The organism is Flexivirga endophytica (assembly GCF_014640635.1).
GTDB lineage: Bacteria > Actinomycetota > Actinomycetes > Actinomycetales > Dermatophilaceae > Flexivirga > Flexivirga endophytica.
The window spans coordinates 279,251-302,156 of record NZ_BMHI01000005.1; the positions used below are offsets into that span (position 1 = coordinate 279,251).

General features: G+C 67.5%; 24 protein-coding genes. 19 read left to right on the forward strand and 5 right to left on the reverse strand.

The window, feature by feature from the left end:
• The first annotated feature begins 14 nt into the window (after window positions 1-14).
• Window positions 15-1,157: a D-alanine--D-alanine ligase family protein gene (locus tag IEX71_RS16585; RefSeq protein ID WP_188838155.1), complete on the forward strand. Its 1,143-nt coding sequence runs from the start codon at window positions 15-17 to the stop codon at window positions 1,155-1,157.
• Window positions 1,158-1,188: 31 nt separating this feature from the next.
• Here IEX71_RS16585 and IEX71_RS16590 read toward each other — a convergent pair whose 3' ends face one another.
• Both IEX71_RS16590 and IEX71_RS16595 read right to left on the reverse strand, forming a co-directional pair.
• Complete coding sequence (locus tag IEX71_RS16590; protein WP_229749808.1) at window positions 1,189-1,620, reverse strand: DUF3515 family protein; 432 nt, start codon at window positions 1,618-1,620, stop codon at window positions 1,189-1,191.
• A 14-nt stretch (window positions 1,621-1,634) separates the two neighbouring features.
• Window positions 1,635-1,868 carry an Lrp/AsnC family transcriptional regulator gene (locus tag IEX71_RS16595; RefSeq protein WP_188838156.1) on the reverse strand — a complete coding sequence of 78 codons (234 nt, stop codon included), beginning with the start codon at window positions 1,866-1,868 and terminating at the stop codon, window positions 1,635-1,637.
• A 125-nt stretch (window positions 1,869-1,993) separates the two neighbouring features.
• On the opposite strand from IEX71_RS16595, the gene thiL reads away from it, so the two are divergent.
• From thiL to IEX71_RS16610, 3 genes are all read left to right on the forward strand, one after another.
• Entirely contained in the window at window positions 1,994-2,968 is a 975-nt protein-coding gene (thiL, locus tag IEX71_RS16600) for a thiamine-phosphate kinase (RefSeq protein ID WP_188838157.1), read from the forward strand.
• Window positions 2,969-3,094: 126 nt separating this feature from the next.
• Window positions 3,095-4,762, forward strand: a complete 1,668-nt coding sequence (locus tag IEX71_RS16605) for a sodium:solute symporter family protein (protein ID WP_188838496.1) — start codon at window positions 3,095-3,097, stop codon at window positions 4,760-4,762.
• Between the two features lie 29 nt (window positions 4,763-4,791).
• A complete protein-coding gene (locus tag IEX71_RS16610) occupies window positions 4,792-5,106 on the forward strand; it encodes a hypothetical protein (protein ID WP_188838158.1) in 315 nt (104 codons plus the stop codon).
• Window positions 5,107-5,316: 210 nt separating this feature from the next.
• Here the strand turns inward: IEX71_RS16610 and rpmB are convergent, their stop codons facing one another.
• The gene (gene rpmB, locus IEX71_RS16615) at window positions 5,317-5,511 is read right to left on the reverse strand and encodes a 50S ribosomal protein L28 (RefSeq protein WP_166118878.1); all 195 of its coding nucleotides are present in this window, start codon (window positions 5,509-5,511) and stop codon (window positions 5,317-5,319) included.
• A gap of 151 nt (window positions 5,512-5,662) precedes the next feature.
• Here rpmB and IEX71_RS16620 point away from each other — a divergent pair, with 151 nt between their 5' ends.
• The 4 genes from IEX71_RS16620 to coaD are packed head-to-tail and all read left to right on the forward strand — an operon-like array spanning window position 5,663 to window position 10,519.
• On the forward strand, window positions 5,663-7,216 hold the full coding sequence (locus IEX71_RS16620) for a DAK2 domain-containing protein (protein ID WP_188838159.1): 1,554 nt from the start codon (window positions 5,663-5,665) through the stop codon (window positions 7,214-7,216).
• Complete coding sequence (locus tag IEX71_RS16625) at window positions 7,217-9,421, forward strand: ATP-dependent DNA helicase RecG (protein ID WP_229749809.1); 2,205 nt, start codon at window positions 7,217-7,219, stop codon at window positions 9,419-9,421.
• Window positions 9,418-9,993, forward strand: a complete 576-nt coding sequence (gene rsmD / locus IEX71_RS16630; RefSeq protein ID WP_188838160.1) for a 16S rRNA (guanine(966)-N(2))-methyltransferase RsmD — start codon at window positions 9,418-9,420, stop codon at window positions 9,991-9,993. The genes IEX71_RS16625 and rsmD overlap by 4 nt, the downstream gene beginning before the upstream one ends.
• 31 nt (window positions 9,994-10,024) lie before the next feature.
• Window positions 10,025-10,519: a pantetheine-phosphate adenylyltransferase gene (gene coaD, locus IEX71_RS16635; RefSeq protein WP_188838161.1), complete on the forward strand. Its 495-nt coding sequence runs from the start codon at window positions 10,025-10,027 to the stop codon at window positions 10,517-10,519.
• On the opposite strand, the gene IEX71_RS16640 is transcribed toward coaD, so the two are convergent.
• Window positions 10,458-11,549, reverse strand: coding sequence for a DUF3533 domain-containing protein (locus IEX71_RS16640; RefSeq protein ID WP_188838162.1), 1,092 nt, complete (start codon window positions 11,547-11,549; stop codon window positions 10,458-10,460). The two genes, coaD and IEX71_RS16640, sit on opposite strands and share 62 nt — an antisense overlap.
• Before the next feature lie 221 nt (window positions 11,550-11,770).
• Here IEX71_RS16640 and IEX71_RS16645 point away from each other — a divergent pair, with 221 nt between their 5' ends.
• The 6 genes from IEX71_RS16645 to IEX71_RS16670 are packed head-to-tail and all read left to right on the forward strand — an operon-like array spanning window position 11,771 to window position 17,591.
• Entirely contained in the window at window positions 11,771-12,283 is a 513-nt protein-coding gene (locus IEX71_RS16645) for a YceD family protein (protein ID WP_188838498.1), read from the forward strand.
• A 1-nt stretch (window position 12,284) separates the two neighbouring features.
• Entirely contained in the window at window positions 12,285-12,479 is a 195-nt protein-coding gene (gene rpmF, locus IEX71_RS16650; protein WP_188838163.1) for a 50S ribosomal protein L32, read from the forward strand.
• A 17-nt stretch (window positions 12,480-12,496) separates the two neighbouring features.
• Entirely contained in the window at window positions 12,497-13,300 is an 804-nt protein-coding gene (rnc, locus tag IEX71_RS16655) for a ribonuclease III (protein WP_229749810.1), read from the forward strand.
• A complete protein-coding gene (gene mutM / locus IEX71_RS16660; protein WP_188838164.1) occupies window positions 13,293-14,186 on the forward strand; it encodes a bifunctional DNA-formamidopyrimidine glycosylase/DNA-(apurinic or apyrimidinic site) lyase in 894 nt (297 codons plus the stop codon). The genes rnc and mutM overlap by 8 nt, the downstream gene beginning before the upstream one ends.
• 25 nt (window positions 14,187-14,211) lie before the next feature.
• On the forward strand, window positions 14,212-16,125 hold the full coding sequence (locus tag IEX71_RS16665) for a M3 family metallopeptidase (protein ID WP_188838165.1): 1,914 nt from the start codon (window positions 14,212-14,214) through the stop codon (window positions 16,123-16,125).
• Complete coding sequence (locus tag IEX71_RS16670) at window positions 16,122-17,591, forward strand: M81 family metallopeptidase (RefSeq protein ID WP_188838166.1); 1,470 nt, start codon at window positions 16,122-16,124, stop codon at window positions 17,589-17,591. The genes IEX71_RS16665 and IEX71_RS16670 overlap by 4 nt, the downstream gene beginning before the upstream one ends.
• 15 nt (window positions 17,592-17,606) lie before the next feature.
• Here IEX71_RS16670 and IEX71_RS16675 read toward each other — a convergent pair whose 3' ends face one another.
• On the reverse strand, window positions 17,607-18,284 hold the full coding sequence (locus IEX71_RS16675; RefSeq protein WP_188838167.1) for a copper homeostasis protein CutC: 678 nt from the start codon (window positions 18,282-18,284) through the stop codon (window positions 17,607-17,609).
• 55 nt (window positions 18,285-18,339) lie between these two features.
• Here IEX71_RS16675 and IEX71_RS16680 point away from each other — a divergent pair, with 55 nt between their 5' ends.
• The 5 genes from IEX71_RS16680 to dxr all read left to right on the forward strand — a co-directional run bounded on the left by IEX71_RS16680 (window position 18,340) and on the right by dxr (window position 22,893).
• Window positions 18,340-19,797 (forward strand): NAD-dependent succinate-semialdehyde dehydrogenase, encoded by a 1,458-nt coding sequence (locus IEX71_RS16680; RefSeq protein WP_188838168.1) that lies wholly within the window; start codon window positions 18,340-18,342, stop codon window positions 19,795-19,797.
• 99 nt (window positions 19,798-19,896) lie between these two features.
• The gene (locus IEX71_RS16685) at window positions 19,897-20,181 is read left to right on the forward strand and encodes a hypothetical protein (RefSeq protein WP_188838169.1); all 285 of its coding nucleotides are present in this window, start codon (window positions 19,897-19,899) and stop codon (window positions 20,179-20,181) included.
• On the forward strand, window positions 20,178-20,915 hold the full coding sequence (locus tag IEX71_RS16690) for a hypothetical protein (RefSeq protein ID WP_188838170.1): 738 nt from the start codon (window positions 20,178-20,180) through the stop codon (window positions 20,913-20,915). Before IEX71_RS16685 ends, IEX71_RS16690 begins: the two co-directional genes overlap by 4 nt.
• A complete protein-coding gene (locus IEX71_RS16695; protein WP_188838171.1) occupies window positions 20,912-21,691 on the forward strand; it encodes a hypothetical protein in 780 nt (259 codons plus the stop codon). The genes IEX71_RS16690 and IEX71_RS16695 overlap by 4 nt, the downstream gene beginning before the upstream one ends.
• A complete protein-coding gene (gene dxr / locus IEX71_RS16700) occupies window positions 21,670-22,893 on the forward strand; it encodes a 1-deoxy-D-xylulose-5-phosphate reductoisomerase (RefSeq protein ID WP_188838172.1) in 1,224 nt (407 codons plus the stop codon). Before IEX71_RS16695 ends, dxr begins: the two co-directional genes overlap by 22 nt.
• Window positions 22,894-22,906: the final 13 nt, after the last annotated feature.

Genomic DNA, 22,906 nt, shown 5'->3' on the forward strand with positions numbered 1-22,906 from the left:
TTAGGCTCAAGGCGATGAGTGAGCACAGCCCGGCCGCAGGCGCCGACGAAACCAACCGAAAGCCCGTCGTCGCAATCGTTTTCGGCGGCCGGTCCAGCGAGCATGCTGTGTCGTGCTCGACGGCCGCGAGCGTGCTGCGCGCGATCGACCGCGACCGATTCGACGTGGTGCCGATCGGCATCGCGCAGGACGGCCGGTGGGTCCTCGTAGCCGACGATCCGGAGCCGTTGCAGCTCACCGCCGCCCACACGCCGAGCGTGCAGGGTGAGACGACCGCGCTGCTGTCGGCCGACCCCGGTGCGCGCGAGCTGATGGTCTTCGCACCGAACGAGCCGCCCCGACGGTTGACCACGGTCGACGTGGTGCTGCCGCTGCTGCACGGACCGTTCGGCGAGGACGGCACGCTGCAGGGACTGCTCGAACTGTCCGACACGCGCTACGTCGGTTCCGGTGTCTCCGCGTCGGCGGTGATGATGGACAAGGCACTGATGAAGGTCGTGTTCGCCGCGGCAGGACTGCCGGTCGGCCCGCACGCGGTCATCACCGACAAGGAGTGGCGGCGGGACAGGGCCGCGTGCCTTGACAGTGTGCACAGCCTCGGTCTGCCGGTCTTCGTGAAACCGGCGCGTGCCGGATCCAGCGTCGGTGTGGTCAAGGTGGACGACGCCGCCGGGTTGGAAGCAGCGATCGAGAGCGCCCGCGAGTCGGACCCCAAGGTGCTCGTGGAGGCCGCGATCGCCGGCCGCGAGGTCGAGTGCGGGGTGCTGGAAGGACACGGGGCGGACCCGGCGCGTGCGAGCCAGGTCGGCGAGATCACCGTGACGGGCGATCGCCATACGTTCTATGACTTCGAGGCGAAGTATCTCGACACCGACGCGCAGCTCAGCTGCCCGGCGGACCTACCCGGTGAAGTGGCTGACGAGATCCGCCGGCTATCGATCAAGGCGTTCGATGCCGCCGGATGTGAGGGGCTTTCGCGGGTCGACTGGTTCTACGAGCCAGGCCGCGGACTGACGCTCAACGAGATCAACACCATGCCCGGTTTCACACCGTCGTCGATGTTCCCGCGGGTCTGGGCGGAGTCCGGATTGGACTATCCGTCGCTGATCACTGAGCTGATCGAGCTCGCTCTGGAGCGGCGTACCGGCCTGCGGTGACGACGTGCCGCGAGTAGTCGCGCCCGAGGATTCAGCTGCACTTGTGCGTACCCTGCGGGATTTCGTCGGCCGCCGCGGTGAACGCGCCGAGCGGTGGCAGTTCGTTGTACTTCGTCGGGACCAGGACCTCGATCGCGGGCACGCGGCCGTAGGTGACATAGCGGTCGCCGTCGGACAGCTTGCTGCCGACCCAGTCGATGCCGTCGACCGAAACGCAACCGCTCGCAGTGGGCTTGGGCGGCGTCACACCGCAGCGGGCGATGATCGCCGGGTCGCCCCAGGCGTGCACGGTGGCCGAGTCCGTGCTGACCTTGCGTGACTTCTGCCCGGACACGGTCGACGGCCAGTGACGGGATGCCTTGGCACACAACGGATTAGCGGCGCTGTCCGCTGGGGTCGCCTTCACAGTGTCGTCGCCGCACGCTGCGAGCGTGGCCATCAGCGCCAGTGCACAGACGGTCACCGGGAACGCGGACCTCAAGGGTGAACGACGGTGCAGGTGAGCGTGCGCATGATGCCGGGAGCCTCCTGGATCTTCGCGACCACCAGCGAGCCCAGTTTGTCGAGCGTCTCGGCCTCGGCACGAGCGATGACGTCATACGGTCCGGTGACGTCCTCGGAGGACAGCACACCGGGGATCTCGCGCACCGCAGCCGCGACCGCGGTCGCCTGACCGAGGTCCGCCTGGATGAGGATGTAGGCCTGAACCATGCGTAGTCTCCCGAGAAGGTGTTGCGAAGCCCGTGCGGACACGGGGTGCGGGCACAGTCGCCGCGCTCACGGAACGCTACCGTGCTGTGCGGTCAGGGCGGTGACGAAGGGCGGACAGAGCAGGTATGACGCAAGCACCGGACACACGCACGTTGGCCGACGTGGACGAGCAGGAACTCCTCGACACCGTGCTGCCGCGCTTCGCGGCCAGTGACGACGTCCTGATCGGACCCGGCGACGACACCGCCCTGCTCCGTGTGCGGTCCGGCGCCTCCCTCGCGACGACCGACACGATGGTGCTGGGCCGCGACTGGCTCGATGAGTGGTCCGACGGCGCGGACGTCGGCCACAAGCTCGTGGTCCAGAACGTCGCCGACATCGCGGCCATGGGCGGGCGCTGCACCGGTCTGCTGGTGACACTGGTGGCCGATGAGGGAACACGCTTGCAGTGGGTCGCGGACTTCACGACGGGTGTCGCAGCGGCTGCGCGCGATGCGGGAACGGTCGTCGTCGGCGGCGACCTGTCCTCGGCACCCGCCGGCACCCGCATGGTCAGCATCACCGCCTTCGGCGAACTCGACCACGTCGAGCCGGTGCTGCGGTCCGGTGCGCGGCCGGGTGACGTGCTCGCAGTGCACGGAACGCTGGGACGGGCTGCCGCTGGTCTGTTGCTTCTGCAACGCGGCACGGTTGAGACGAACACGAATCTCGTGCAGGCACAACGCCGCCCGAGCACGGCATACGAGCAGGGTCCGGCAGCCGCGCGCGCCGGTGCGACGGCGATGCTGGACATCTCCGACGGTTTGTTGCGCGACGGCGGACGAATTGCCCGCGCGAGCGGGGTGCGGCTCGACATCGACCCGGCAGCGCTCGCCGGCGACATACAGGCACTGACCGCCGCTGTCGGAGCGGCGGACGCCGAGACGTGTGTGCTCACCGGGGGAGAGGAACACAGCCTGCTCGCCACCTTCCCGAGTGGCACACTCCCGTCGGGCTGGCGGGTGATCGGCGTGGTCACTGCTGGATCCGGGATCACCGTCGGTGGTCAGGAGCACGTTCGCGTCGGCTGGGATCATTTCGGTTCGGCAAAGACCGACTGAAACGCTCAACACCGAACGTTGGATTGTGTCAGGTACGGAGTAGTCTCTGCGCAGTCGCGCAACATCGCTGCGTCCCATCGAGTCGAATCGGTGGCCACACAGAAAGTCGCAGGTGACCCCATGCCCATGGATTCGTCCGCGTTGAGACTCGATGCCGGACCGGTCGACTACATCCTCATCGCGCTCTACTTCGTCTTCGTCATCGGCATCGGCCTGGTGGCACGACGCCAAGTTTCCAGCAGTGTCGACTTCTTCCTGTCCGGTCGCTCGCTGCCGGCGTGGATCACCGGCCTGGCGTTCATCTCCGCGAACCTCGGCGCCACCGAGATCATGGGTATGTCGGCCAGTGGTGCGCAGATCGGTATGGCGACGTTCCACTACTACTGGATCGGCGCGATCCCGGCGATGCTCTTCCTCGCCGTGGTGATGATGCCCTTCTACTACGGCTCCGGCGTGCGCAGTGTGCCGGAATTCATGCGGCGGCGCTTCGGACCCGAGGCGCACCTGGTCAACGCGATCAGTTTCGCGGTGGCGCAGGTGCTGATCGCCGGCATCAACCTCTACCTGCTGGCGACGATCGTCAACACGCTCTTCGGCTGGAACATCTGGATCTCCACGATCATCGCCGCCATCATCGTGCTCTCGTACATCACGCTCGGTGGCCTGTCCGCAGCGATCTACAACGAGGTGCTGCAGTTCTTCGTGATCGTGGCCGCGCTGCTGCCGCTGACGCTGATCGCGATGCACAAGATCGGTGGCTGGGGCGGCCTGCAGGACAAGTTGCGCGCGCAGAACTTCGCCCACGACCCGATGCAGTCCTGGCCCGGCCAGGGGTTGACCGGTTTCGGCAGCGCGACGTTGTCGGTGATCGGCATCGTCTTCGGTCTGGGCTTCGTGTTGTCCTTCGGCTACTGGACCACGAACTTCGTCGAGGTCCAGCGTGCGATGGTCAGCAAGGACATGAACTCGGCACGCCGGGCGCCGATCATCGGCACCTTCCCCAAGATGTTCATCCCCTTCATCATCATCATCCCCGGTATGGCGGCGGCCGGCCTCGGCGCCTTCTCCGGCTCGGGCAAGCACGACTACAACAACGCGTTGCTCTTCCTGATGCGCGACCTGCTGCCCAACGGCCTGCTCGGCGTCGCGATCGCCGGAATGCTGGCCGCGTTCATGGCCGGTATGGCGGCCAACATCTCGGCGTTCAACACCGTCATGTCCTACGACATCTGGCAGACGTACGTCGTGAAGAACCGGGACGACAAGTACTACCTGGACTTCGGTCGCATCGCGACCGTCGGCGCAACGGTCATCGCGATCGGCACCTCGGCGTTCGCCAGTCAGTACAACAACGTCATGGGGTATCTGCAGACCCTGTTCGGCTTCTTCAACGCACCGTTGTTCGCGACCTTCATCCTCGGCATGTTCTGGAAGAAGATGACTCCGGCCGCCGGTTGGACGGGTCTGGTCGCCGGAACCCTCGGCGCGATCATCGTCGGCATCGCGTCCCAGGACGCTCTCGGCGGACTGTCCCAGGGCTGGGTGGGCTTGTCCGGTCAGGGCGCGAGCTTCGTATGTGCGGGTGCGGCGTTCGTGGTCGACATACTGGTGAGCGTGATCGTCACCGGGTTCACGGTCTCGAAACCGGAGTCGGAGCTGCGCGGCCTGGTCAAGTCGCTGACTCCCAAGGAGGACCACGCCGAGGCGGCCGTCGCCCACTGGTGGCTGTCACCGGTCAAGCTGGCGTCGGTGTCGCTGGTGTTGGTCATCGCCCTCAACGTCATCTTCCACTGACCGGTCTCACTGAAAGGAGCTGAAGAGCCATGAATGCTGAAACGACATCCACTCCGCGTAAGCACACCGCCGGCTTGTTCGACGTGCGCAACATCATCGCCGCGTTGATGGGCATCTACGGCGTGGTGCTGTTCATCATGGGCCTGGTCAACTTCACCGAGGAGGACAAGCGCCGGGCCGACGACATCAACCTCAACCTCTGGTGCGGCCTGGGGATGTTCATCTTCGCCGTGTGTATGGCGCTGTGGTGCTACCTGCGGCCGATCGTGGTCGACGAGGTCGAGCTCGAGCGTGACAAGGCGGCCGCAGAGATGAGCAACCCCAACCTGCCGAAGGACGACTGACCCTTCGCCGACAGGACACGAACAGCACCGGCGGAACACGCAACGGCGTGTTCCGCCGGTGCTTTTTCGCGTCCACTCGGACGTGCGTGTCCACTCGGACGTGTATGTGTCACCCCCGGTGCGCTTGTGTTCGCTCGGTGGGGTTGCGTGACGGCATACGAAAACGGGCCGTCCCGAAAGGGACAGCCCGCTCGTGACGTAGGACGCCGACTAACGCTTGACCTTGCCCGCCTTCAGGCAGGAAGTGCAGACGTTCAGACGCTTCGGGGTCACACCGGCCTCGCCCACGAGCGCCTTGACGCGCTGGATGTTGGGGTTCCAACGACGCTTGGTGCGGCGGTGCGAGTGCGAGATGTTGTGACCGAAGCCGGGTCCCTTGCCGCAGACGTCGCAGGTGGCAGCCACGGTGAATCTCCTTGGATAAATGGTTTGAAGAACGTGTTGCTCCGTGGGCACACCACAGGGGCATGTCGCGTACGGGAACTGCACGATCGTAGCCGAGGCGGTGCCCGGTCTCCAAAACGGGGGAGTGGACCAGGCTAGGCTCGGGGTGTCCGTGCCGGCCCCCGGAAAGGTCCCCAAGCGTCTCATGCCGCTCGCCCACCTCGACCTGGCAGCGCTGCGCCGATGGGTCATCACGGCGCGCGCCGACCTCGCGGCATACGCCGAGGCGCTCAACAGCCTCAACGTCTTCCCGGTGCCCGACGGTGACACCGGGAGCAACCTGCTGATGACCATGAGCGACGCGGTTGACGAGATCGACCGGCGAGCACCGGAGACCCTCGTCAGCGCGACCCGGGACATGGCGCAGGCCACGCTCACCGCGGCGCGCGGCAACTCCGGGGTCATCCTCAGCCAGCTGTCCTGCGGCGTGAGTGAAGTGGTCGAGGCCGACGGCGGCGAGACGCTCGCCGCACATCAACTCGCGCGGGTGCTGACCCGTGCGGCACAACTGGCCCAGGACGGCGTCTCGGTGCCGGTGCCCGGCACTATCCTCACCGTCGCCGCTGCTGCTGCGTCCACCGCTGAGCGAGCCGACGGGGCCGGCGCCGATCTGGTCGGTGTCATCGACGCCGCTGTCGCCGGCGCCGGCGAGGCGCTGTTGCGCACCCGCATCGACAACCCCGTGCTCTGCCGTGCCGGGGTCGTCGATGCCGGCGGCGCCGGCTACCTGTTGGTCCTCGAGGCTCTGCAACGGGTCGTGCATGGCGAGGGAGGCCTCGCGGTCACCGGCGGCACCGAGCCGGAATGGCTGCGGATCAGCCGGGACGCCGCCGGATCCGGAGTGGCTGAGCTGCCGGTCGACTGTGGTGATCACGCGCCGGCCGACGGCCCGTCATACGAAGTGATGTTCCTGCTGGAGAAGACCAGCGATGACGCGGTGGGCGAGCTGAAGGCAACGTTGCACGATCTGGGTGACTCGCTCGTCGTCGCCGGTGGTCCGGACCGCTTCTCCGTGCACGTGCACGTCGACGATGTGGCTGCAGCCGTCAACGCCGGTGTGGACGCGGGCCGGGCGCATCGGTTCCGGATCACCCGCTTCGCGGACCAGCCGTCGGTGCAGACACCGGAATTCGTGGTGCTGGCACTCGCCCATGGGCAAGGCGTCGCGCACGAATTCAAGCGCGTCGGACTCACGGCGCTGACCGATTGGTATGACGAGGAGGTGCTGCGCTCGCAACTCGGCCGCGTCGGAACGCTGTTGCTGTGCACCTCGCCCGAAACGTTTGACGCGGCACGGGGGCTGACCACGGACGCCATGGTGGTGGCTGTCGGCCGGGATGCCGCGCAGGCGCTCGCCGCCGCGGCGGTGCTGGACATCGACGCGGGGTTCGACCAGATGTGCGCGGCGGCGCGGGAGGCCGCCGCCGATGTCGCCAGCGTCCGGGTTGTCGGTGACCCGGGGGATGATGCCCTCATGCAGCAGATCCGAGGTGCCGCCGAGGCCGTGCGCGGAGCGGAGCTGATGACGCTCGTGACCGGAGACGGCCTGACCGCCGACCGTATCGACGCACTGCTGCTCGCCGTCGCCACGGAGCACCCGACGTTGGACGTGACACATGTCGCCGGCGGGGTCGGCGAGCCGCTGCTCACGATCGGGGTCGAGTAGTTGGCGATCACCCGCAGCAGTTCCCTCAAACCGGTCGTCGGCAAGGCGGCCACCAAGCTCGAGAAGGCGCGCGACCTGCGCAGGGTCGGCGATCTGCTCGACTTCCTGCCGCGGCGCTACCTCGACGCCAGCAAGAGCGGCCGGCTGGCCGATTTCCAGCTGGGTCAGGATGCTGTGCTGGTCGCGACGATCGTGTCGGCGAGCACCCGGCCGATGCGTGGCCGCAGGGGCAAGATGCTGACCGCCGTGCTCCAGGACGCCGACGGCCAGCGAGCCTCCCTGGTGTTCTTCAGCGCATGGGGGCACGAGGAACGTCTCGTCCAGGGCGCCCACGGAGTTTTCCGGGGCAAGCTGCAGACCTATGGCCGCGACCTGCAGCTCGCGCATCCCGACTACACACTCTTCTCCGGTGGCGCGGAGGACCCCGTCTATCGGGGCGGACTGATCCCGCTCTATCCGGCGGTCAAAGGCGTCACCGACATGCAGTTGACCCAGGCGATGCGCTTGGTGCTGGAGCAGGTCGAGCTGGATGACCCGGTGCCGGACGAAGTGCGCAACGAACGCAAGCTGCTCGACCTGCGGACGGCATACGACCACGTGCACTTCCCGGTCCAGGACGCAGACTGGGGCCGTGGCAAGCGGCGGCTGCGGTACGACGAGGCGCTGGTCGTGCAGACCGTCCTCGCGCAGCGTCGCGCACTCGCGCGCCAGGAGGAGGCGACCCCTCGCGGCGCGGTCTCCGGTGGGTTGCTGGAGGCGTTCGACGCGAAGCTGCCGTTCGAGCTGACCGCCGGGCAGCGGGAGGTGGGCGAGCAGATCGCGCACGACATGGCGCAGGGGCACCCGATGCATCGGTTGCTGCAGGGCGAGGTCGGTTCGGGAAAGACGATCGTGGCGTTGCGGGCGATGCTCGCGGCAATCGACGCCGGCGGCCAGGCCGCACTGCTCGCGCCGACCGAGGTGCTCGCGCAGCAGCACGAACGCTCGATCAGCGCGATGCTCGGTGAGCTCGGCCAGGCGGGGATGCTCGGCGGTGCCGACGACGCCACGCGGGTCGCGCTGCTCACCGGGTCGATGACCAAGTCGCAGCGCGAGAAGGTCCTGCTCGACGTCGCCACCGGGCCGGTCGGCATCGTCATCGGCACACATGCCCTGATCCAGGAGCACGTGATGTTCGCCGATCTGGGTCTGGTCGTCGTCGACGAGCAGCATCGTTTCGGCGTCGAGCAACGAGATGCGTTGCGTGCCAAGGCTGTTCGGCCACCGCACGTCCTGGTGATGACGGCGACGCCGATCCCGCGCACGGTCGCGATGACGGTCTTCGGTGACATGGACACGTCCGTGTTGCGGGAACTGCCGCGGGGACGGCAACCCATCACGAGTCACGTCGTGCCGGGCAATCGCGAGTCGTGGATGACGCGCACCTGGCAGCGGGTGGGCGAGGAAGTACGTGCGGGGCACCAGGCGTACGTCGTGTGCCCGCGCATCGGCGACCCGATGGACGGGTCGGTCGAGGTCGCGTTCGAGGGGGAGCCACCGCCGGACTTCGAGACGTATGCCGAAGGTGAGGAGCCGGAGACACAGCGCGAGCTGGTCGGTGTGCATCAGCAACTCGAGCGGCTGCGCGGCGAGGAGTCGCTGCAGGGGCTACGGATCGAGATGCTGCACGGCCGGATGTCCGCCGAGGACAAGGACGCCGTCATGCAGGCCTTCGGCGCCGGCGACATCGACGTGCTGGTCTCGACCACGGTGATCGAGGTCGGTGTCGACGTGCCCAATGCCACCGTGATGGTCGTCATGGACGCCGATCGCTTCGGCATCTCGCAGCTGCACCAGTTGCGTGGCCGCGTCGGGCGAGGCTCCGCCGCCGGCCTCTGCCTGCTGGTGACCGAGACCGAGAACCCTGAGACCGTCGAGCGGCTGGAGGCGGTCGCCGCGACCGCCGACGGTTTCCGGCTGGCCGACCTGGACCTTTCGCTGCGGCGCGAAGGCGATGTGCTGGGCGCCGCGCAGAGCGGCACCCGGTCAGGTCTACGACTGCTGCGGCTGAGCCATCCCTCCGACGTCGAGCTGATCGACTTCGCCCGGGAGGACGCGACGGCGATCGTCGAGTCCGATCCGGAGCTGGCCAAGCACCCTCGGCTCGCCGAGCTGGTCGCCGACCGGCTCAGCGAGGAGCAGGCCGCATTCCTGGAGCGCGGATGACGCGCATCATCGCCGGGACGGCCGGTGGCCGGCGACTGGTGACGCCGCCGGGCGCGGGCACCCGCCCCACCTCGGACCGGGTACGCGAAGCCGTATTCGGGCGCTTGGAGCACCTCGACGCGATCTCCGAGAGTCACGTCGTCGACCTCTACGCCGGCTCCGGCGCGCTCGGTCTCGAGGCGGTGTCACGCGGCGCCGCCTCGGCGTTGTTGGTGGAGTCGGACCGCAGGGCCGCAGCCACGATCGGCAAGAACATCAGCCATCTGGAGCTGACCGGTGTGCAGGTGCGATCCAGCCCGGTCGAGACGGTCGTCGGCGCCCCGCTGTCGCCACTGGCCAACCTCGTGTTCGTCGATCCGCCATACGCACTCGGCGAGGAGGCGCTGGCCGACGTGCTGGCCGCTCTGGTCCGGCACGGCTCGCTGGCGGCCGACGCGGTGCTGGTCGTGGAGCGTTCGACCCGGTCGGCCGAGCCGGTCTGGCCGGCGGATGTCGAGCTGATCGGGCCGCGGCGCTACGGGGAGACCACGTGCTGGTTCGCGGAGTACCTGCCGGACGGCGACACCGCGTAGGGCGACCGCCGCTGGCCTACAGTTTCGTTCCATGAGTGGCAATCCCCGGCGGTGCGTCTGTCCCGGCTCCTACGACCCGATCACGAACGGTCATCTGGACGTCATCACCCGAGCGAGCGCGCTGTATGACGATGTCGTCGTCGCGGTGCTGCACAACTCCGCGAAGCAAGGGACCTTCACCCCGGACGAGCGCATCGGGCTCATCGAGGCGGCCACTGCGGGTCTGCCGAACGTTCGGGCGCTCGCCTTCGGCGATCGACTGATCGTGGACGTGTGCCGGGAGCTGGACGCTGCGGTGCTCGTGAAGGGGATCAGGGGGCTGACCGACTACGAGTACGAAGTGCCGATGGCCCTGATGAACCGCGAGATGACGGGTGTCGAGACCCTGCTGCTGCCGGGCGATCCGGCATACACGCACTACTCGAGCTCGCTGATCCGACTCATCGCCGGGCGTGGTGCCGACGTCAGCGCGATGGTGCCGGAGCCGGTTCTCCAACCGCTGCTCGAGCGTCTGACCCGCGGCTGAACCACCAGGTCGCGCCGAGCGTGCCGAGCACGCCGACCACGATGTAGACGACGAGGCAGACCAGCTGTCCGGTCAGGTGCCGTCCGTCGAAATAGACGATGTTGCGGACGGCGCTGGTGCCGGCGCCATTGGGGATCAGCGGGCCGATCACCCGCCAGAAGCCGGGCAGCACGTCGAACTGGTAGGCGCCGCCCGCCGACGGGTTGCCCAGGACCACGAAGACGAGGATCGTCATCCCGATCCCGACGATGCCGAAGAGGGCCTCCATCGCGATGGTGATGGTCGCGCTGCCCAGCACCAGCAGGGTGCCGACACCCCACAGGGCCAGGAAGCGGCCGGTGAGGGCTCCGAGCACCTGGTCGACGACCAGGGCGCCGAGCAGACCGCTGACCACCGCGTACGGGACCAGTGCCGCCAGGCGGCCGCCGGCCGCGCCGATCCCGCGTGGCCGCGGACTGCCGATGATGCCGATGGCCGCTGCGACCAGATAGCCGCCGACGATCCAGCCGATCACGAGGTAGAACCCGGTCAGGCCCCGCGCGTCGTGCGCCTGCAGGGGCACGAGATCGACGCTGTCCGCGCTGCGCTGCTGGGCCGACTCCACCTGCGAGATGGTCTGTTCCACGGCGGTCACCGTGGAAGAACCGCCACCGCTTGCGACATACAGGGTGTCCTTGTTGTTCGTCCCGGACATGACGAGGGCGGCGCTGGTGTCGCCGTCCTTCACCTGCTGCTTGGCGACGCCGGCGCTCGCGGCAGCGGTCGCCGTGAGTGGATCACCGTCGATCCCGTTCAGCTGGGCCACGACCTGGCCGGTCTTGGGCCCGGCGACCACCGAGATGCTGATCTCGTGCGGCGTGGGGGAGTGAAACGCACCGACGTAGCTGAAGATGAAGGCGATCTGCAGGAAGAGCACACCGACGATCAGCAGCAGGGTGCGCGGCGCGACCGTGTGTCGCAGCTCACCGGCGAACGAGGTCGGGGGCACCTCCTGTGCGGTGGTGCCGGCTTCGTGCCTGCTGCGTTGCATTCTCGAATCCTCCGTGATCGTTCTTCTACTACAGATGTAGTAATACTACTACTGGTCGCCGGTTTGGGAGACGGGCGGCCGAACCGGTAGCCTTGCTCTTCGGTCTTGTCGTTCCCGCGTGAGACTGTGCCATATCACCTGCGAAACACACCTGGATGCATACCGATACGCGACGCCCGCTGGCTCTTGACACCAAGGAGCTTCCGCGGCGACCCGGCCGGATGCTGGAGGGTGAGGTCCAGGTGGCAGCGCCTGAACACTTCGGCACCGATGTGATCAGCGTGCCGCAAGGTCAGCAGATGACCCTGCGGTTGCGCCTCGAATCGGTGATGGAGGGCGTTCTGGTGACCGGCACGGTGCACGCCACGGCGACCGGTGCTTGCGTGCGGTGCCTGGAGCCCGTCGATCTGCCGATCGACGTCCCGTTTCAGGAGCTGTTCGCTTACGCCGATCGGGCCGCCCACCACCATGAGGTGGAGGACGGTGACGAAGAAGACGTGCACGAGCTGGAAGGCGACCTCGCCGACCTGGAGCCCGTGCTGCGGGATGCGGTGGTGCCAGCACTACCCTTCCAGCCGGTATGCCGGGAAGACTGCCCTGGCCTGTGCTCCGAGTGCGGAGCACGGCTCGCGGACGACCCGACACACCACCACGAAGTGATTGACCCACGGTGGTCGGCACTGGCGGAACTCGCCGGCGACGACAACACCGACAACGACGAGAAGAGGAATTGACGTGGCTGTCCCGAAGCGGAAGATGTCGCGCTCGAACACCCGGTCCCGCCGCGCGCAGTGGAAGGCGACCCCGGTTGCGCTGACCACCTGCCCGCAGTGCAACGCACCCAAGCAGTCGCACCTCGCGTGCCCGGCTTGCGGCGCGTACAAGGACCGCCACTACAGCGCGGCGGAGCGCACCGAGCACCAGGCCTGACGAGCCTCTTCGACGACGTGAGCCAGAGCAAGCGGCAGCGTCCCGAACTCGCGCAGCGGCCCGTCGCCGACCTCGCCCGGATCCTGCAGGACCGGTCAGGTGAGGTTGTCGACGAGTCGCTGCTTTCGCGCGCACTGACACATCGGTCGTTCGCGTATGAGAACGGCGGCATCCCGCACAACGAGCGCCAGGAGTTCCTCGGCGACGCCGTGTTGGGCGTAATCGTCACCGATCACCTTTATCGCGAGCACCCCGACCTGCCCGAGGGACAGTTGGCGAAATTCCGCGCGGCCGTGGTCAATTCGCTCGCGCTCGCCAAGGTCGCTCGGCAGTTGGACCTCGGTGCGTTCCTCAAGCTCGGTCGTGGCGAGGCGACGACCGGGGGCCGGGACAAGGACTCGATCCTGGCCGACACGATGGAAGCCGTCATCGGCACGGTCTACCTGTCCAGCGGTATCCCCGGTGCGACGGCGCTGATCCACAGCCTGATGGACACCCTCATCGAGCAGTCCGCGACGCTCGGCGCCGGGCTGGACTGGAAGACATCGCTCCAGGAGATCTCCTCGAGCCTGGGGCTGGGCGTCCCGGCCTACCGCGTCGAGGAGGAGGGTCCCGATCATGACAAGACCTTCACCGCCACCGTGCTGATCTCCCAGGAGAACCTCGGCCACGGTGTTGGTCGCAACAAGAAGTCGGCCGAGCAGCAGGCGGCTGAAGCTGCCTGGAAGACCCTCAACGCGCGGGCAGGCGCAGCCACGGACGACAGCACCGCGGGTCCGGACAGGGCCTCGAACAGCGCGTCGAGCGCCGGAAGTGCCTGAGCTCCCGGAGGTCGAGGTCGTCCGGCGCGGCGTCGCCATGCACGTGCTCGGCCGGTCGCTCGTCGAAGTACAACTCTCCGGACATCGAGTCGCACGGCGCCACGTCCCCGGACCGGTCGACCTGGCCGACCGGTTGCGTGGCCGCTCGGTGACCGGCGCCCGACGTCGTGGGAAGTACCTCTGGCTCGAGCTGGACGGTGCGGACGACCGCGGCCCGGCAGACGGCGCGGAAGCGCTCGTCATACATCTGGGGATGAGCGGGCAGCTGCTGGTCGAAGCGCCTGACGCTCCTCGCGAGAAGCACGCCCACGCGGTCTTCGACCTTTCGGACGGACGGCAACTGCGTTTCGTCGATCAGCGCACCTTCGGGGGTCTGCAGTTGGTCTCGTTGGTGCCCGATCCCTTCGGGCCGGGCAGCGTGCCGGACATGATCACGCACATCGCACCCGATCCGCTCGAGGACACCTTCGACCAGCAGGCGGTCAGCCGCGCGATACGCCGACGCCACAGCCAGCTCAAGCGCGCCTTGCTCGACCAGTCGCTCGTGTCCGGCATCGGCAACATCTATGCCGACGAGGCGTTGTGGCGGGCGCGGTTGCACGGCGAGCGTGCGACCGACCGGTTGAGTGCCGCTGCGGCGCGCGAGGTGCTGGGTCACGCCGCCGAGGTCATGACCGAAGCGCTCGAACACGGCGGCACCAGCTTCGACAGCCTCTACGTCAACGTGAACGGCGCCGGCGGCTACTTCGAGCGGTCGCTGAATGCCTATGGGCGACAAGGCGAACCGTGTCGTCGCTGCGGCACATTGATGGTGCGGGAGTCCTTCATGAACCGCTCGTCGTTCAGCTGCCCCCGCTGTCAGCGACGGCCACGCGTCATCGGCTGAGGCTGATCCGGTTAGGTTGCTGGGCATGAGCGAATTGGAGCCGCAGACCCTGCCGACCGCGACGGAGGCCCTTGCGTGGGTGACCGCCACCTGTGACGGTGGCCTCGACCGTGCGAGGTCCTTGGTCGAGTCCTTCAAGGCGTCCCCGCCGACGGGCGCGCTCGCCGTGCTGCATGCCTGGAACGACATACACGTCGCGCTCGCGGATGCGGCCGGCGTCGCCGGTGTCTATTCCGAGACCGACCCCTCGCGGGACGTCCGTGAAGCGGCGGAGGAGGCGATGCAGCGGCTCGACGCGTTCTCGACCGGGCTCGGCATGGATCAGGACGTGTTCGCCATTCTCGACGGGGTCGAACCTGCCGGCCTCAGCGACGACGCACAGCGTTTCCTGGAGCGCGCGCTGCGCGACTTCCGTCGCAGTGGCGTCGACCAGGACGATGTGACCCGGGCGCGACTGACCGAGCTCGCCGAACTGGAGCTGAAGGCGAGCCAGGAGCACAGCAAGAACATCCGCGAGGGTGTGCGGTCGATCTCGGTGCCGCCGGAGGCGCTCGCCGGTATGCCGCAGGACTGGCTGGACGCGCACCCGGCCGGCGATGACGGGCAGGTGACCGTGACCACTGACTATCCGGACTCGATCCCGTTGATCACCTTCTGCAGCGACGCGTCGACGCGTATGGCGATGACACTCGAACGCCTCAACGTGGCCTGGCCCGCCAACGACGCCGTGCTGCAGCGCTTGCTGGAGCTGCGTGCCGAGCACGCGAAACTGCTCGGTTACGACACGTGGGCCGATTTCGATGCCGAGGTGAAGATGATCGGAAACGCTTCCGCCATCGGCGAATTCATCGACAAGATCACTGCGGCTGCTGCCGAGAGCGCGCAGCGGGACAAGGCTGTGGTGCTCCGGCGCCTGCAGCAGGACGTGCCGGACGCCACCGACATCTCGTCCGCCGACCTCACCTACTACTCGGAGCTGGTGCGCAAGGAGCAGTATGCCGTCGACGCGCAGCTGGTGCGCACCTATTTCTCCTTCGAGAAGGTGCGGCAGGGACTGTTGGACGTGACCGGCCGGCTCTTCGGGATCTCGTTCGAACCGGTCGACGCGGTCACCTGGCACGAGGACGTGGCGTCATACGACGTCCTGCGCGACGGCGCGCGGATCGGCCGCATCCACCTCGACCTGCACCCGCGCGACGGGAAGTACAAGCATGCGGCGCAGTTCGATCTGCGCGGTGGGCTGCGGGGGCGCCAGCTCCCGGAGGGCGTGCTGCTGTGCAACTTCGGCCGTGGACTGATGGAGCACGACGAGGTCGTGACGCTCTTCCACGAGTTCGGTCACCTCATCCACCACGTGCTCGGAGGCGATCAGGAGTTCATCACCTTCAGCGGCGTCGCGACCGAGTGGGACTTCGTCGAAGCGCCCAGCCAGATGTTGGAGGAATGGGCCTGGGACGCGGACGTTCTCGCGACCTTCGCGACCAACGAGGCAGGGGAGACGATCCCGGCCGGACTCGTCGCGAAGATGCGTCGGGCCGACGACTTCGGCAAGGGGTTCCAGGCACGGACGCAGATGTTCTATGCGGCCCTCTCGTTGAACCTTCACCTGCGTCGGTATGACGACCTGACCGCGGTGGTGCAGGACCTGCAGGCGAAGTATTCGGTCTTCCCGTACGTGCCGGACACACACTTCCACTGTGCCTTCGGGCATTTGGACGGATACAGCTCCGGTTACTACACCTACATGTGGTCGCTGGTGATCGCGAAAGACATGTTCAGTGCCTTCGACTCCAGTGACCTCTACAACGCCGAGGTGGCGGGGCGTTATCGCGACAAGGTCCTGGTGCCGGGCGGCAGCAGTGATGCCGCCGACCTCGTCGCGGACTTCCTCGGCCGTCCGTACACCTTCGATGCCTACGCCGCCTGGCTGGCCGAGTGAGCGTCGCGTCGACGCATCCGCGCGCGATCATCGTCGGGATCGGCACCGAATGCTCCTCGTTCGCGCCGCACCGGACATCGTTGTCGGACTTCGGGATTCGGGTGGGCTCGCGGGTCCTCGAGCGCTTTCCGGCGGTGCAGTCGGGAGAACTCGACGCTGTCGACTTCGTCGCCGGGCCGGTCGCCCGAGCACTGCCAGGCGGTCCGGTCCTCCGTGCGGCGTATGACACGCTGCTCGAAGAGGTGCTGGACGCTGTCCGGGCCGGAGCGCCGTGGGACGGAGTGCTGCTCGACATCCACGGCGCGATGCTGGTCGACGGCATGGACGACGCCGAGGCCGATCTTGCGCGACGGGTGCGGGAGGCAGCGGGTGGCCAACCCGTGGTGCTCGCAGCGGCGATGGATCTGCACGGCAATGTGTCCCGTGACTTCGCCGGCCTGGTGGATCTGCCGACGTGCTACCGCACGGCTCCGCACGTGGACGAGCCGGAGACCCGGGATCGGGCAGCGCGGTTGCTCGCGCGTGCGCTCGTCTCGGGAGTGCGGCCCGCACGTGCATGGTGTCGGATCCCGGTCGCGCTGCCGGGGGAGAAGACCTCGACGCGTGTCGAGCCGGCGGCATCGCTCTATGCGTCACTGGCCGATCCACCGGACGGTGTCTGGGAGGCCGCGCTGTGGGTCGGTTATGCGTGGGCCGACGAGCCGCGCACGGCCGCTGCGGCGATAGTGGTGGGGGAGGATCTTGGCGCCATACAGCGTGAATGTGCGCGGATCGCAAAGGGATTCGTCGCCGTGCGTGCTGACTTCGACTTCTGTGGCCCGGCGGGCAGCCTGGCATGGGCGCTCGACGCAGCGGACGCTGCGTCGACCACTCCGTTCGTCATCAGTGACACGGGCGACAACCCGACGGCGGGCGGCTCCGGTGATGTTCCGACCACCCTGGCGGCGCTGCTCGCCGATCCACGGGTGGTCAGTGGTGCGGGTGACGTCGTGTGGAGTGCACTCGTCGACCCCGAGGGCGTGCTGAGGGCACAGGACGTGGGCATCGGCGGCGCCTTCGACGGGGACGTCGGTGGCTGGTTCGGGTGGCCCTCGCGCGTGAGGCTGCGTGGTGTGGTGCACCGGTTGGTCAGCGATGCCGCCGGCGACGTCGCGGTCATCCGGACCGGGCAGCTACAGGTCGTGCTGACCAGTCGTCGAACGCCCTTCCACTCTCGACAGGACTACGCCCGCATAGCCATCGACCTCGGGCGAACACGCCTGGTGGTCAACAAGATCGGCTATCTCGAGCCCGACCTGCATCGGGTCAGCGACGGCTGGGTCCTGGCGCTGACGGACGGTCCCGTCGACCAACGCATCGATCACCTCGACGTCCGGCGGGTACGCCATCCGCTGCACCCGTTCGACGACATCGGCGATCCCTGGACGGCACAGGTGGAGCTGTGCGGGCCGGGCGCCATACGCTGAGATCCGCACGAAGGATCAGTGGCCGTGTACCAGGTCCGCGGCGGCTCGCACGAGCGCGGCCGACACCGGACCGTCCCAGCTCGCGCCCTCCCGCACTCCGCGGCCGAGATGAACTCCTCGTGCGCCCGCGGCGAGCAACGCCGGCAGGTTGTCCGCCGTCACACCACCGCCGATCACGAGTGCGGCTGCGAGCTCCGAGTCCCGCAGGGCAGCACGGAGGCGGTGGATCCCGGTGTCGACCCCGGCGGGGTCACCAGCGGTGAGGACATGGTCACAGCCCGGGAGGAACAGCGCGGCTGTGGCCGCAGCCGCAAGATCGGGCGCGTCGTCGAGTGCACGGTGAAAGGTCCAGTGCCGGCCCTTCATGGCAGCGGTCACCGGGTCGAGTGCCAGCGAAGGAACTCCTGCAACATCCACCGCGCCGCATACGAATTCGGTTGCCATTGGCAAGGATTCGACGTCCGTGCGCAACAATTCGGCGGTCTGTGCAGACAGCTGATGGGACTCGGTGCGACGGATCATGACTCGTACAGGGGTCGCGGTCGCGGCAAGGACGGCGCGGACGACGTCGGGGGAAGGTGTCATCCCGCCCAGTTGCGGATCTGCCACGAGTTCGAGTCGGTCAGCACCGCCATCGGTCGCTGCACGCGCGTCGGTGACATCGGTGACGATCACCTCGAGTGTCCGGTTCATGGTCATCATTCTGGTCGCCGTGGCTGAGCGGGCAAGCGGGTGGCACCCTTGGCCCATGACAAAGACGTCTTCAGTGGTTGAGCAGGTCAGGAAGCAGTTGTTCATCGGCGGCGAGTGGCGTGACGCCGAGGGTGCGGCGACGCTCGAGGTGGACAATCCGGCGACGAGTGGGGAACTGGCCCGGGTGGCCGATGCCTCCGTTGCCGACGGTGACGCGGCCTTGTCCGCCGCCGCGGCAGCGCAGTCGGAGTGGGCCCGTTCGGCGCCGCGGAAACGCAGCGAGATCCTGCGGGCGGCATACGAGTTGATCGTTGAGCGCACCGAGGTCTTCGCCGAGTTGATGACTTTGGAGATGGGCAAACCGCTCGCCGAGTCACGTGGTGAGGTGGCGTACGGGTCGGAGTTCTTCCGTTGGTTCGCTGAAGAAGCAGTGCGGGTGTCGGGCCGTTACTCGGTCGCACCGAACGGTGCGACGCGGTTGATGACAATGAAGCAGCCGGTCGGCCCGACTTTGATGATCACTCCGTGGAACTTCCCGCTGGCTATGGGAACGCGCAAGATCGGACCGGCTGTTGCAGCAGGTTGCACGATGGTCGTGAAGCCGGCGGCGGAGACTCCGTTGACGATGCTCTACCTGGCTCAGGTCATGGAGGAGGCCGGGTTGCCGGCGGGCGTTCTCAACGTGATCACTACCAGTAACAGCGGCGGTGTCATGGAGCCGCTGATCCGCGACCCACGGTCACGGAAGCTGACGTTCACCGGCTCGACGCCCGTCGGGCGCACGCTGATCGAGCAGTCGGCGCAGCAGGTGCTGCGTGTGTCGATGGAGTTGGGTGGCAACGCACCGTTCATCGTGTTCGACGACGCCGATGTCGACGCGGCGGTCGACGGCGCCATGCTGGCCAAGATGCGCAACATCGGTGAGGCGTGCACGGCGGCCAACCGGTTCTTCGTCCACGCCGATGTTGCTGCCGAGTTCAGTGAGAAGTTCGCGGCACGGATGGCGGGCCTGACCATGGGTGACGGTATGACGGACGGCGTGGACGTCGGTCCGCTGATCAACGCCAAGGCCGTCGACAAGGTCGCTGCGCTGGTCGCCGACGCTACCGACCGTGGCGCGCGGGTGGTTACCGGTGGCGGGAAGGGTGAGGGTTCGGGCTTCTTCTTCACGCCCACTGTCATCACGGACCTTCCGGGCGATGCGGCGATGGCTCGGGAGGAGATCTTCGGTCCGGTGGCCGGCATACAGACCTTCACTGACGAGGCAGATGCGATCCGTCGGGCGAACGACACCGAGTTCGGTCTGGTCGGGTACTTCTTCACCCGTGACTACGCGCGGGTCATCCGGGTGAGTGAAGCGCTGGAGTACGGCATGGTCGGCGTCAACCAGGGTGTGGTGTCGAATCCTGCTGCACCGTTCGGCGGGGTGAAGGCGAGTGGTTTCGGTCGCGAAGGCGGCTTCGAAGGGATCGAGGAGTACCTCGAGACGAAGTACGTCGGTCTGGCGCTCTGAGGTCTGCGCCGCAGGGTCGGCAAGGCCCTGTGGACAACTTCTGCGGGTGAGTGTCGCCGGCTCCTACTCTCGTGCCAAGGACGAGGAAGGGAGCCGGCGATGGGTCAGCTCACGGTCGATGCGCGGTCGCTGGATTCGGGCGCGGCCAGCTTGCGCGGAGCACATGGCGTCGGGTTGCTGATGCTCGCCCGTGCGATCGTCGACGATGTCTGTGGCGGTGTCGGGGCGTCGGGCGACTCAGACGTTCTCAGCTCTGCGCTGCCGCAGCTCGTCGGCGCGGTGACCGAGCGGACGACGTCGATCGCTGGTCGCCTCGAGACCGCAGCGGGCGCCTACCGGCGGACGGAGTGGCTCGTTCGGGTCGCCATGGCGGACCGGCGATGAAGGCACTGGACGGGGACCCTGGTCTCCTGCTGCGCGCCGACAGACGGTGCGCGGAGCTTGCACTCGACCTGGACAGACTGGAGACCGCGCTCGAACGAGCCTCCGGTCACGCCTCGGCGCAGTGGTCCGGCGCCGGTGCAATGGCATTCCGGGATGCGGTGGGCGGCCACCGGCGCACCCTCGGCGAGGTCCACCGTGTGGTGACACAGATGGCCGCGTCGACGAGGACGTTTGCGCACGAGCTGGCCGACGCACAGTTGCGCGCAAGGCAGCTCTCCGAAGAGTCAGCAGAGCGTGCCGCGATCGAGTCGCGGATCACGCTGTTGCGTAAGCGGTTTCGCCAGCAGCTAGAACAGCTCGAGACCGACGTGACGCAGCTGTTGTTGCAAGCACCGGTCGATGACCCGCGCTGGACGGGTCCGGTGCTTCCGCCGGACAGTCACCCGCGGTGGACCGGCCCCGTGCTTCCCCCGGACAGTCATCCGCGTTGGACAGGTCCCGTGCGTCCGCCCGGTGGCTGGACGCCGGATCAGTCCTTGAACGGGCAGCGTTGGACCGGTCCCGTGCGTCCGCCGGGTGATCTGACGTGGCCACAACGATCCATCAAGCCGTTGCCGGTCGCCGCGGACCGTGGCCCGCGTGCCGCGGAACTGCCGTGGACGCCTCCGTGGCCGGACGGGTCCGGTGGCGGGTCACCACACACCCGGGTGCAACCGATCGGATGGTCCGCATGATCGAGCGCAGCAGGCGATCGAAGAACGGAACCAAGTTGTTGGTGCAGTTCACCGACGAGGAGCTGGCGCTGTTCGGCGCTGAGCACCCGGTGGTCGATGCGCCATACCTCAGTGGACTCGACGAGGCGCAACGCCAGCTGGCGGTGCAGGTCGCCTACCGGTCGCTGTGCTCGCACGGCGCGGTCGCGGTCAACGGTGGCACCGGCATGGAGTTGCCGGAATCGGTCGTGACGATGCTGCAGGTTCGGTCATCCGCGAAGGTAGCGCTGTTGATCAGCAAGTCCACCGGCGACATCGGGGTGTTGCGTTATCACCACTTCGGCGCCGACGTGGTGGTGATCGAGGACGTCACCGACGACGGTGCGCATCAGTTCCGCCTGATCAGCCATGATGAGCTGCCGGACGAGATCGACGCCTTCTGCGCTGTGGACGGCGCAGCGGACGGGCATGGCGCGTCCCTCACCTTGACGGCGGACTCGTTCGCCTCGGGCCGGTTGGCACGCGATCTCTGGGGAGAGGGCGTAGCGCAGTTCGATGCGACGGTATGGCGCGCGACCAGCGATGGCAGCGACGGTCAGCTCCTGCTCGGGTTCCTTCTCGGCACCTCTGGAAGCTGGTCCAGCCGCCGCGTTCTGGCGCCGCTGGAAGGCGGTGAGCAGCTCGTGCAGGTCGAGCCGGTGCAGGCGCGACAGGTCGGTGATCTCATCATCAAAGAGTTGCTCAGCGAGGAGGGGACGGACCTGATCCCCGACGAATGGCATTTAATGAGAACGTGACCGAGACCTCCGCAGCCGCACCGACTCAGCGTTCCGTAGCGATCCTGGGGTCCACCGGGTCGATAGGAACCCAGGCGCTAGACATCATTGCGCGCAATCCCGACCGCTTCCGCGTCGTCGCGTTGAGCGCCGGCGGAGCCCAGCCGCGACTGATAGCGCAGCAGGCAGTGCAGTCAAAGGTGTCGCTGGTGGGCCTGGCCGTCGGGGACACGACGGAGTTCCGCGAGATGCTGGACGAAGAGGCCCGCGCAGCGGGCATCTCGGCGTATCGGCCGGAGCTGTTCATCGGTCTCGACGCGGCTGAGCAGGTTGCGGCGTGTGGTGCCGACGTGGTCCTCAACGGCATCACCGGATCGATCGGGCTGCGACCGACGATGGCAGCACTCGGATCGGGAGCGACGCTCGCTCTGGCCAACAAGGAATCGCTGATCGTCGGTGGTCCCATCGTCAAGGGTGCTGCCCGGCCGGGCCAGATCGTTCCGGTCGACAGCGAACACTCGGCGATCGCGCAGAGTCTGCGCGCCGGGAGCGAGCGTGAGGTGCGGCGGCTCGTAGTTACGGCTAGTGGTGGGCCTTTTCGCGGAATGCCGTTCGACGAGCTGAAGAAGGTCTCGCCGCAGCAGGCGCTGGCACATCCCAACTTCGCCATGGGCAAGGTCATCACGACGAATTCGGCGACTCTGGTCAACAAGGGGCTGGAGGTCATCGAGGCTCACCTCCTCTTCGACGTGCCGTTCGATCGCATCGACGTGGTGGTGCACCCGCAGCAGTTCATCCACTCGATGGTCGAGTTCGTCGACGGCGCCGTGGTCGCCCAGATCGGCCTCCCGACCATGCTGGTGCCGATCGCGCTCGGGCTCGGCTGGCCCGACCGAGTCCCAGACGCAGAGACGCCGATCGACTGGGCCAGGGCGGCCGACTGGCGCTTCGAGCCGCTCAACGACGAGGCGTTCCCGGCCGTCCAGCTTGCGCGTCAGGTCGGTATGGCCGGCTCGACATACCCCGCTGTCTACAACGCAGCCAACGAGGAGTGCGTCGCAGCGTTCCACGACGGCCGGATCAGCTTCACCGACATCATTCAAACGGTGCAGGATGTGGTCGGCGCACATACGGTGTCCAGCGGTGAGCTCACCGTGGACGATGTCCTCGAGGCAGAGGCCTGGGCGCGCTCGCACGCACAGGAGATTCTCGGTCGGCGCTGAGCGAAGTCGGACG

Bases quoted from the DNA above. Each gene is read 5' to 3' on its own strand.
- thiL (WP_188838157.1), top strand. From the start codon at position 1,994: ATGACGCAAGCACCGGACACACGCACGTTGGCCGACGTGGACGAGCAG.
- IEX71_RS16610 (WP_188838158.1), top strand. From the start codon at position 4,792: ATGAATGCTGAAACGACATCCACTCCGCGTAAGCACACCGCCGGCTTG.
- IEX71_RS16690 (WP_188838170.1), top strand. From the start codon at position 20,178: ATGAAGGCACTGGACGGGGACCCTGGTCTCCTGCTGCGCGCCGACAGA.
- IEX71_RS16680 (WP_188838168.1), top strand. From the start codon at position 18,340: ATGACAAAGACGTCTTCAGTGGTTGAGCAGGTCAGGAAGCAGTTGTTC.
- IEX71_RS16605 (WP_188838496.1), top strand. From the start codon at position 3,095: ATGGATTCGTCCGCGTTGAGACTCGATGCCGGACCGGTCGACTACATC.
- IEX71_RS16675 (WP_188838167.1), bottom strand. From the start codon at position 18,284: ATGAACCGGACACTCGAGGTGATCGTCACCGATGTCACCGACGCGCGT.
- rsmD (WP_188838160.1), top strand. From the start codon at position 9,418: ATGACGCGCATCATCGCCGGGACGGCCGGTGGCCGGCGACTGGTGACG.
- IEX71_RS16640 (WP_188838162.1), bottom strand. From the start codon at position 11,549: ATGCAACGCAGCAGGCACGAAGCCGGCACCACCGCACAGGAGGTGCCC.
- IEX71_RS16585 (WP_188838155.1), top strand. From the start codon at position 15: ATGAGTGAGCACAGCCCGGCCGCAGGCGCCGACGAAACCAACCGAAAG.
- coaD (WP_188838161.1), top strand. From the start codon at position 10,025: ATGAGTGGCAATCCCCGGCGGTGCGTCTGTCCCGGCTCCTACGACCCG.
- IEX71_RS16695 (WP_188838171.1), top strand. From the start codon at position 20,912: ATGATCGAGCGCAGCAGGCGATCGAAGAACGGAACCAAGTTGTTGGTG.
- IEX71_RS16645 (WP_188838498.1), top strand. From the start codon at position 11,771: ATGCTGGAGGGTGAGGTCCAGGTGGCAGCGCCTGAACACTTCGGCACC.
- IEX71_RS16665 (WP_188838165.1), top strand. From the start codon at position 14,212: ATGAGCGAATTGGAGCCGCAGACCCTGCCGACCGCGACGGAGGCCCTT.
- IEX71_RS16685 (WP_188838169.1), top strand. From the start codon at position 19,897: ATGGGTCAGCTCACGGTCGATGCGCGGTCGCTGGATTCGGGCGCGGCC.
- IEX71_RS16595 (WP_188838156.1), bottom strand. From the start codon at position 1,868: ATGGTTCAGGCCTACATCCTCATCCAGGCGGACCTCGGTCAGGCGACC.
- dxr (WP_188838172.1), top strand. From the start codon at position 21,670: ATGGCATTTAATGAGAACGTGACCGAGACCTCCGCAGCCGCACCGACT.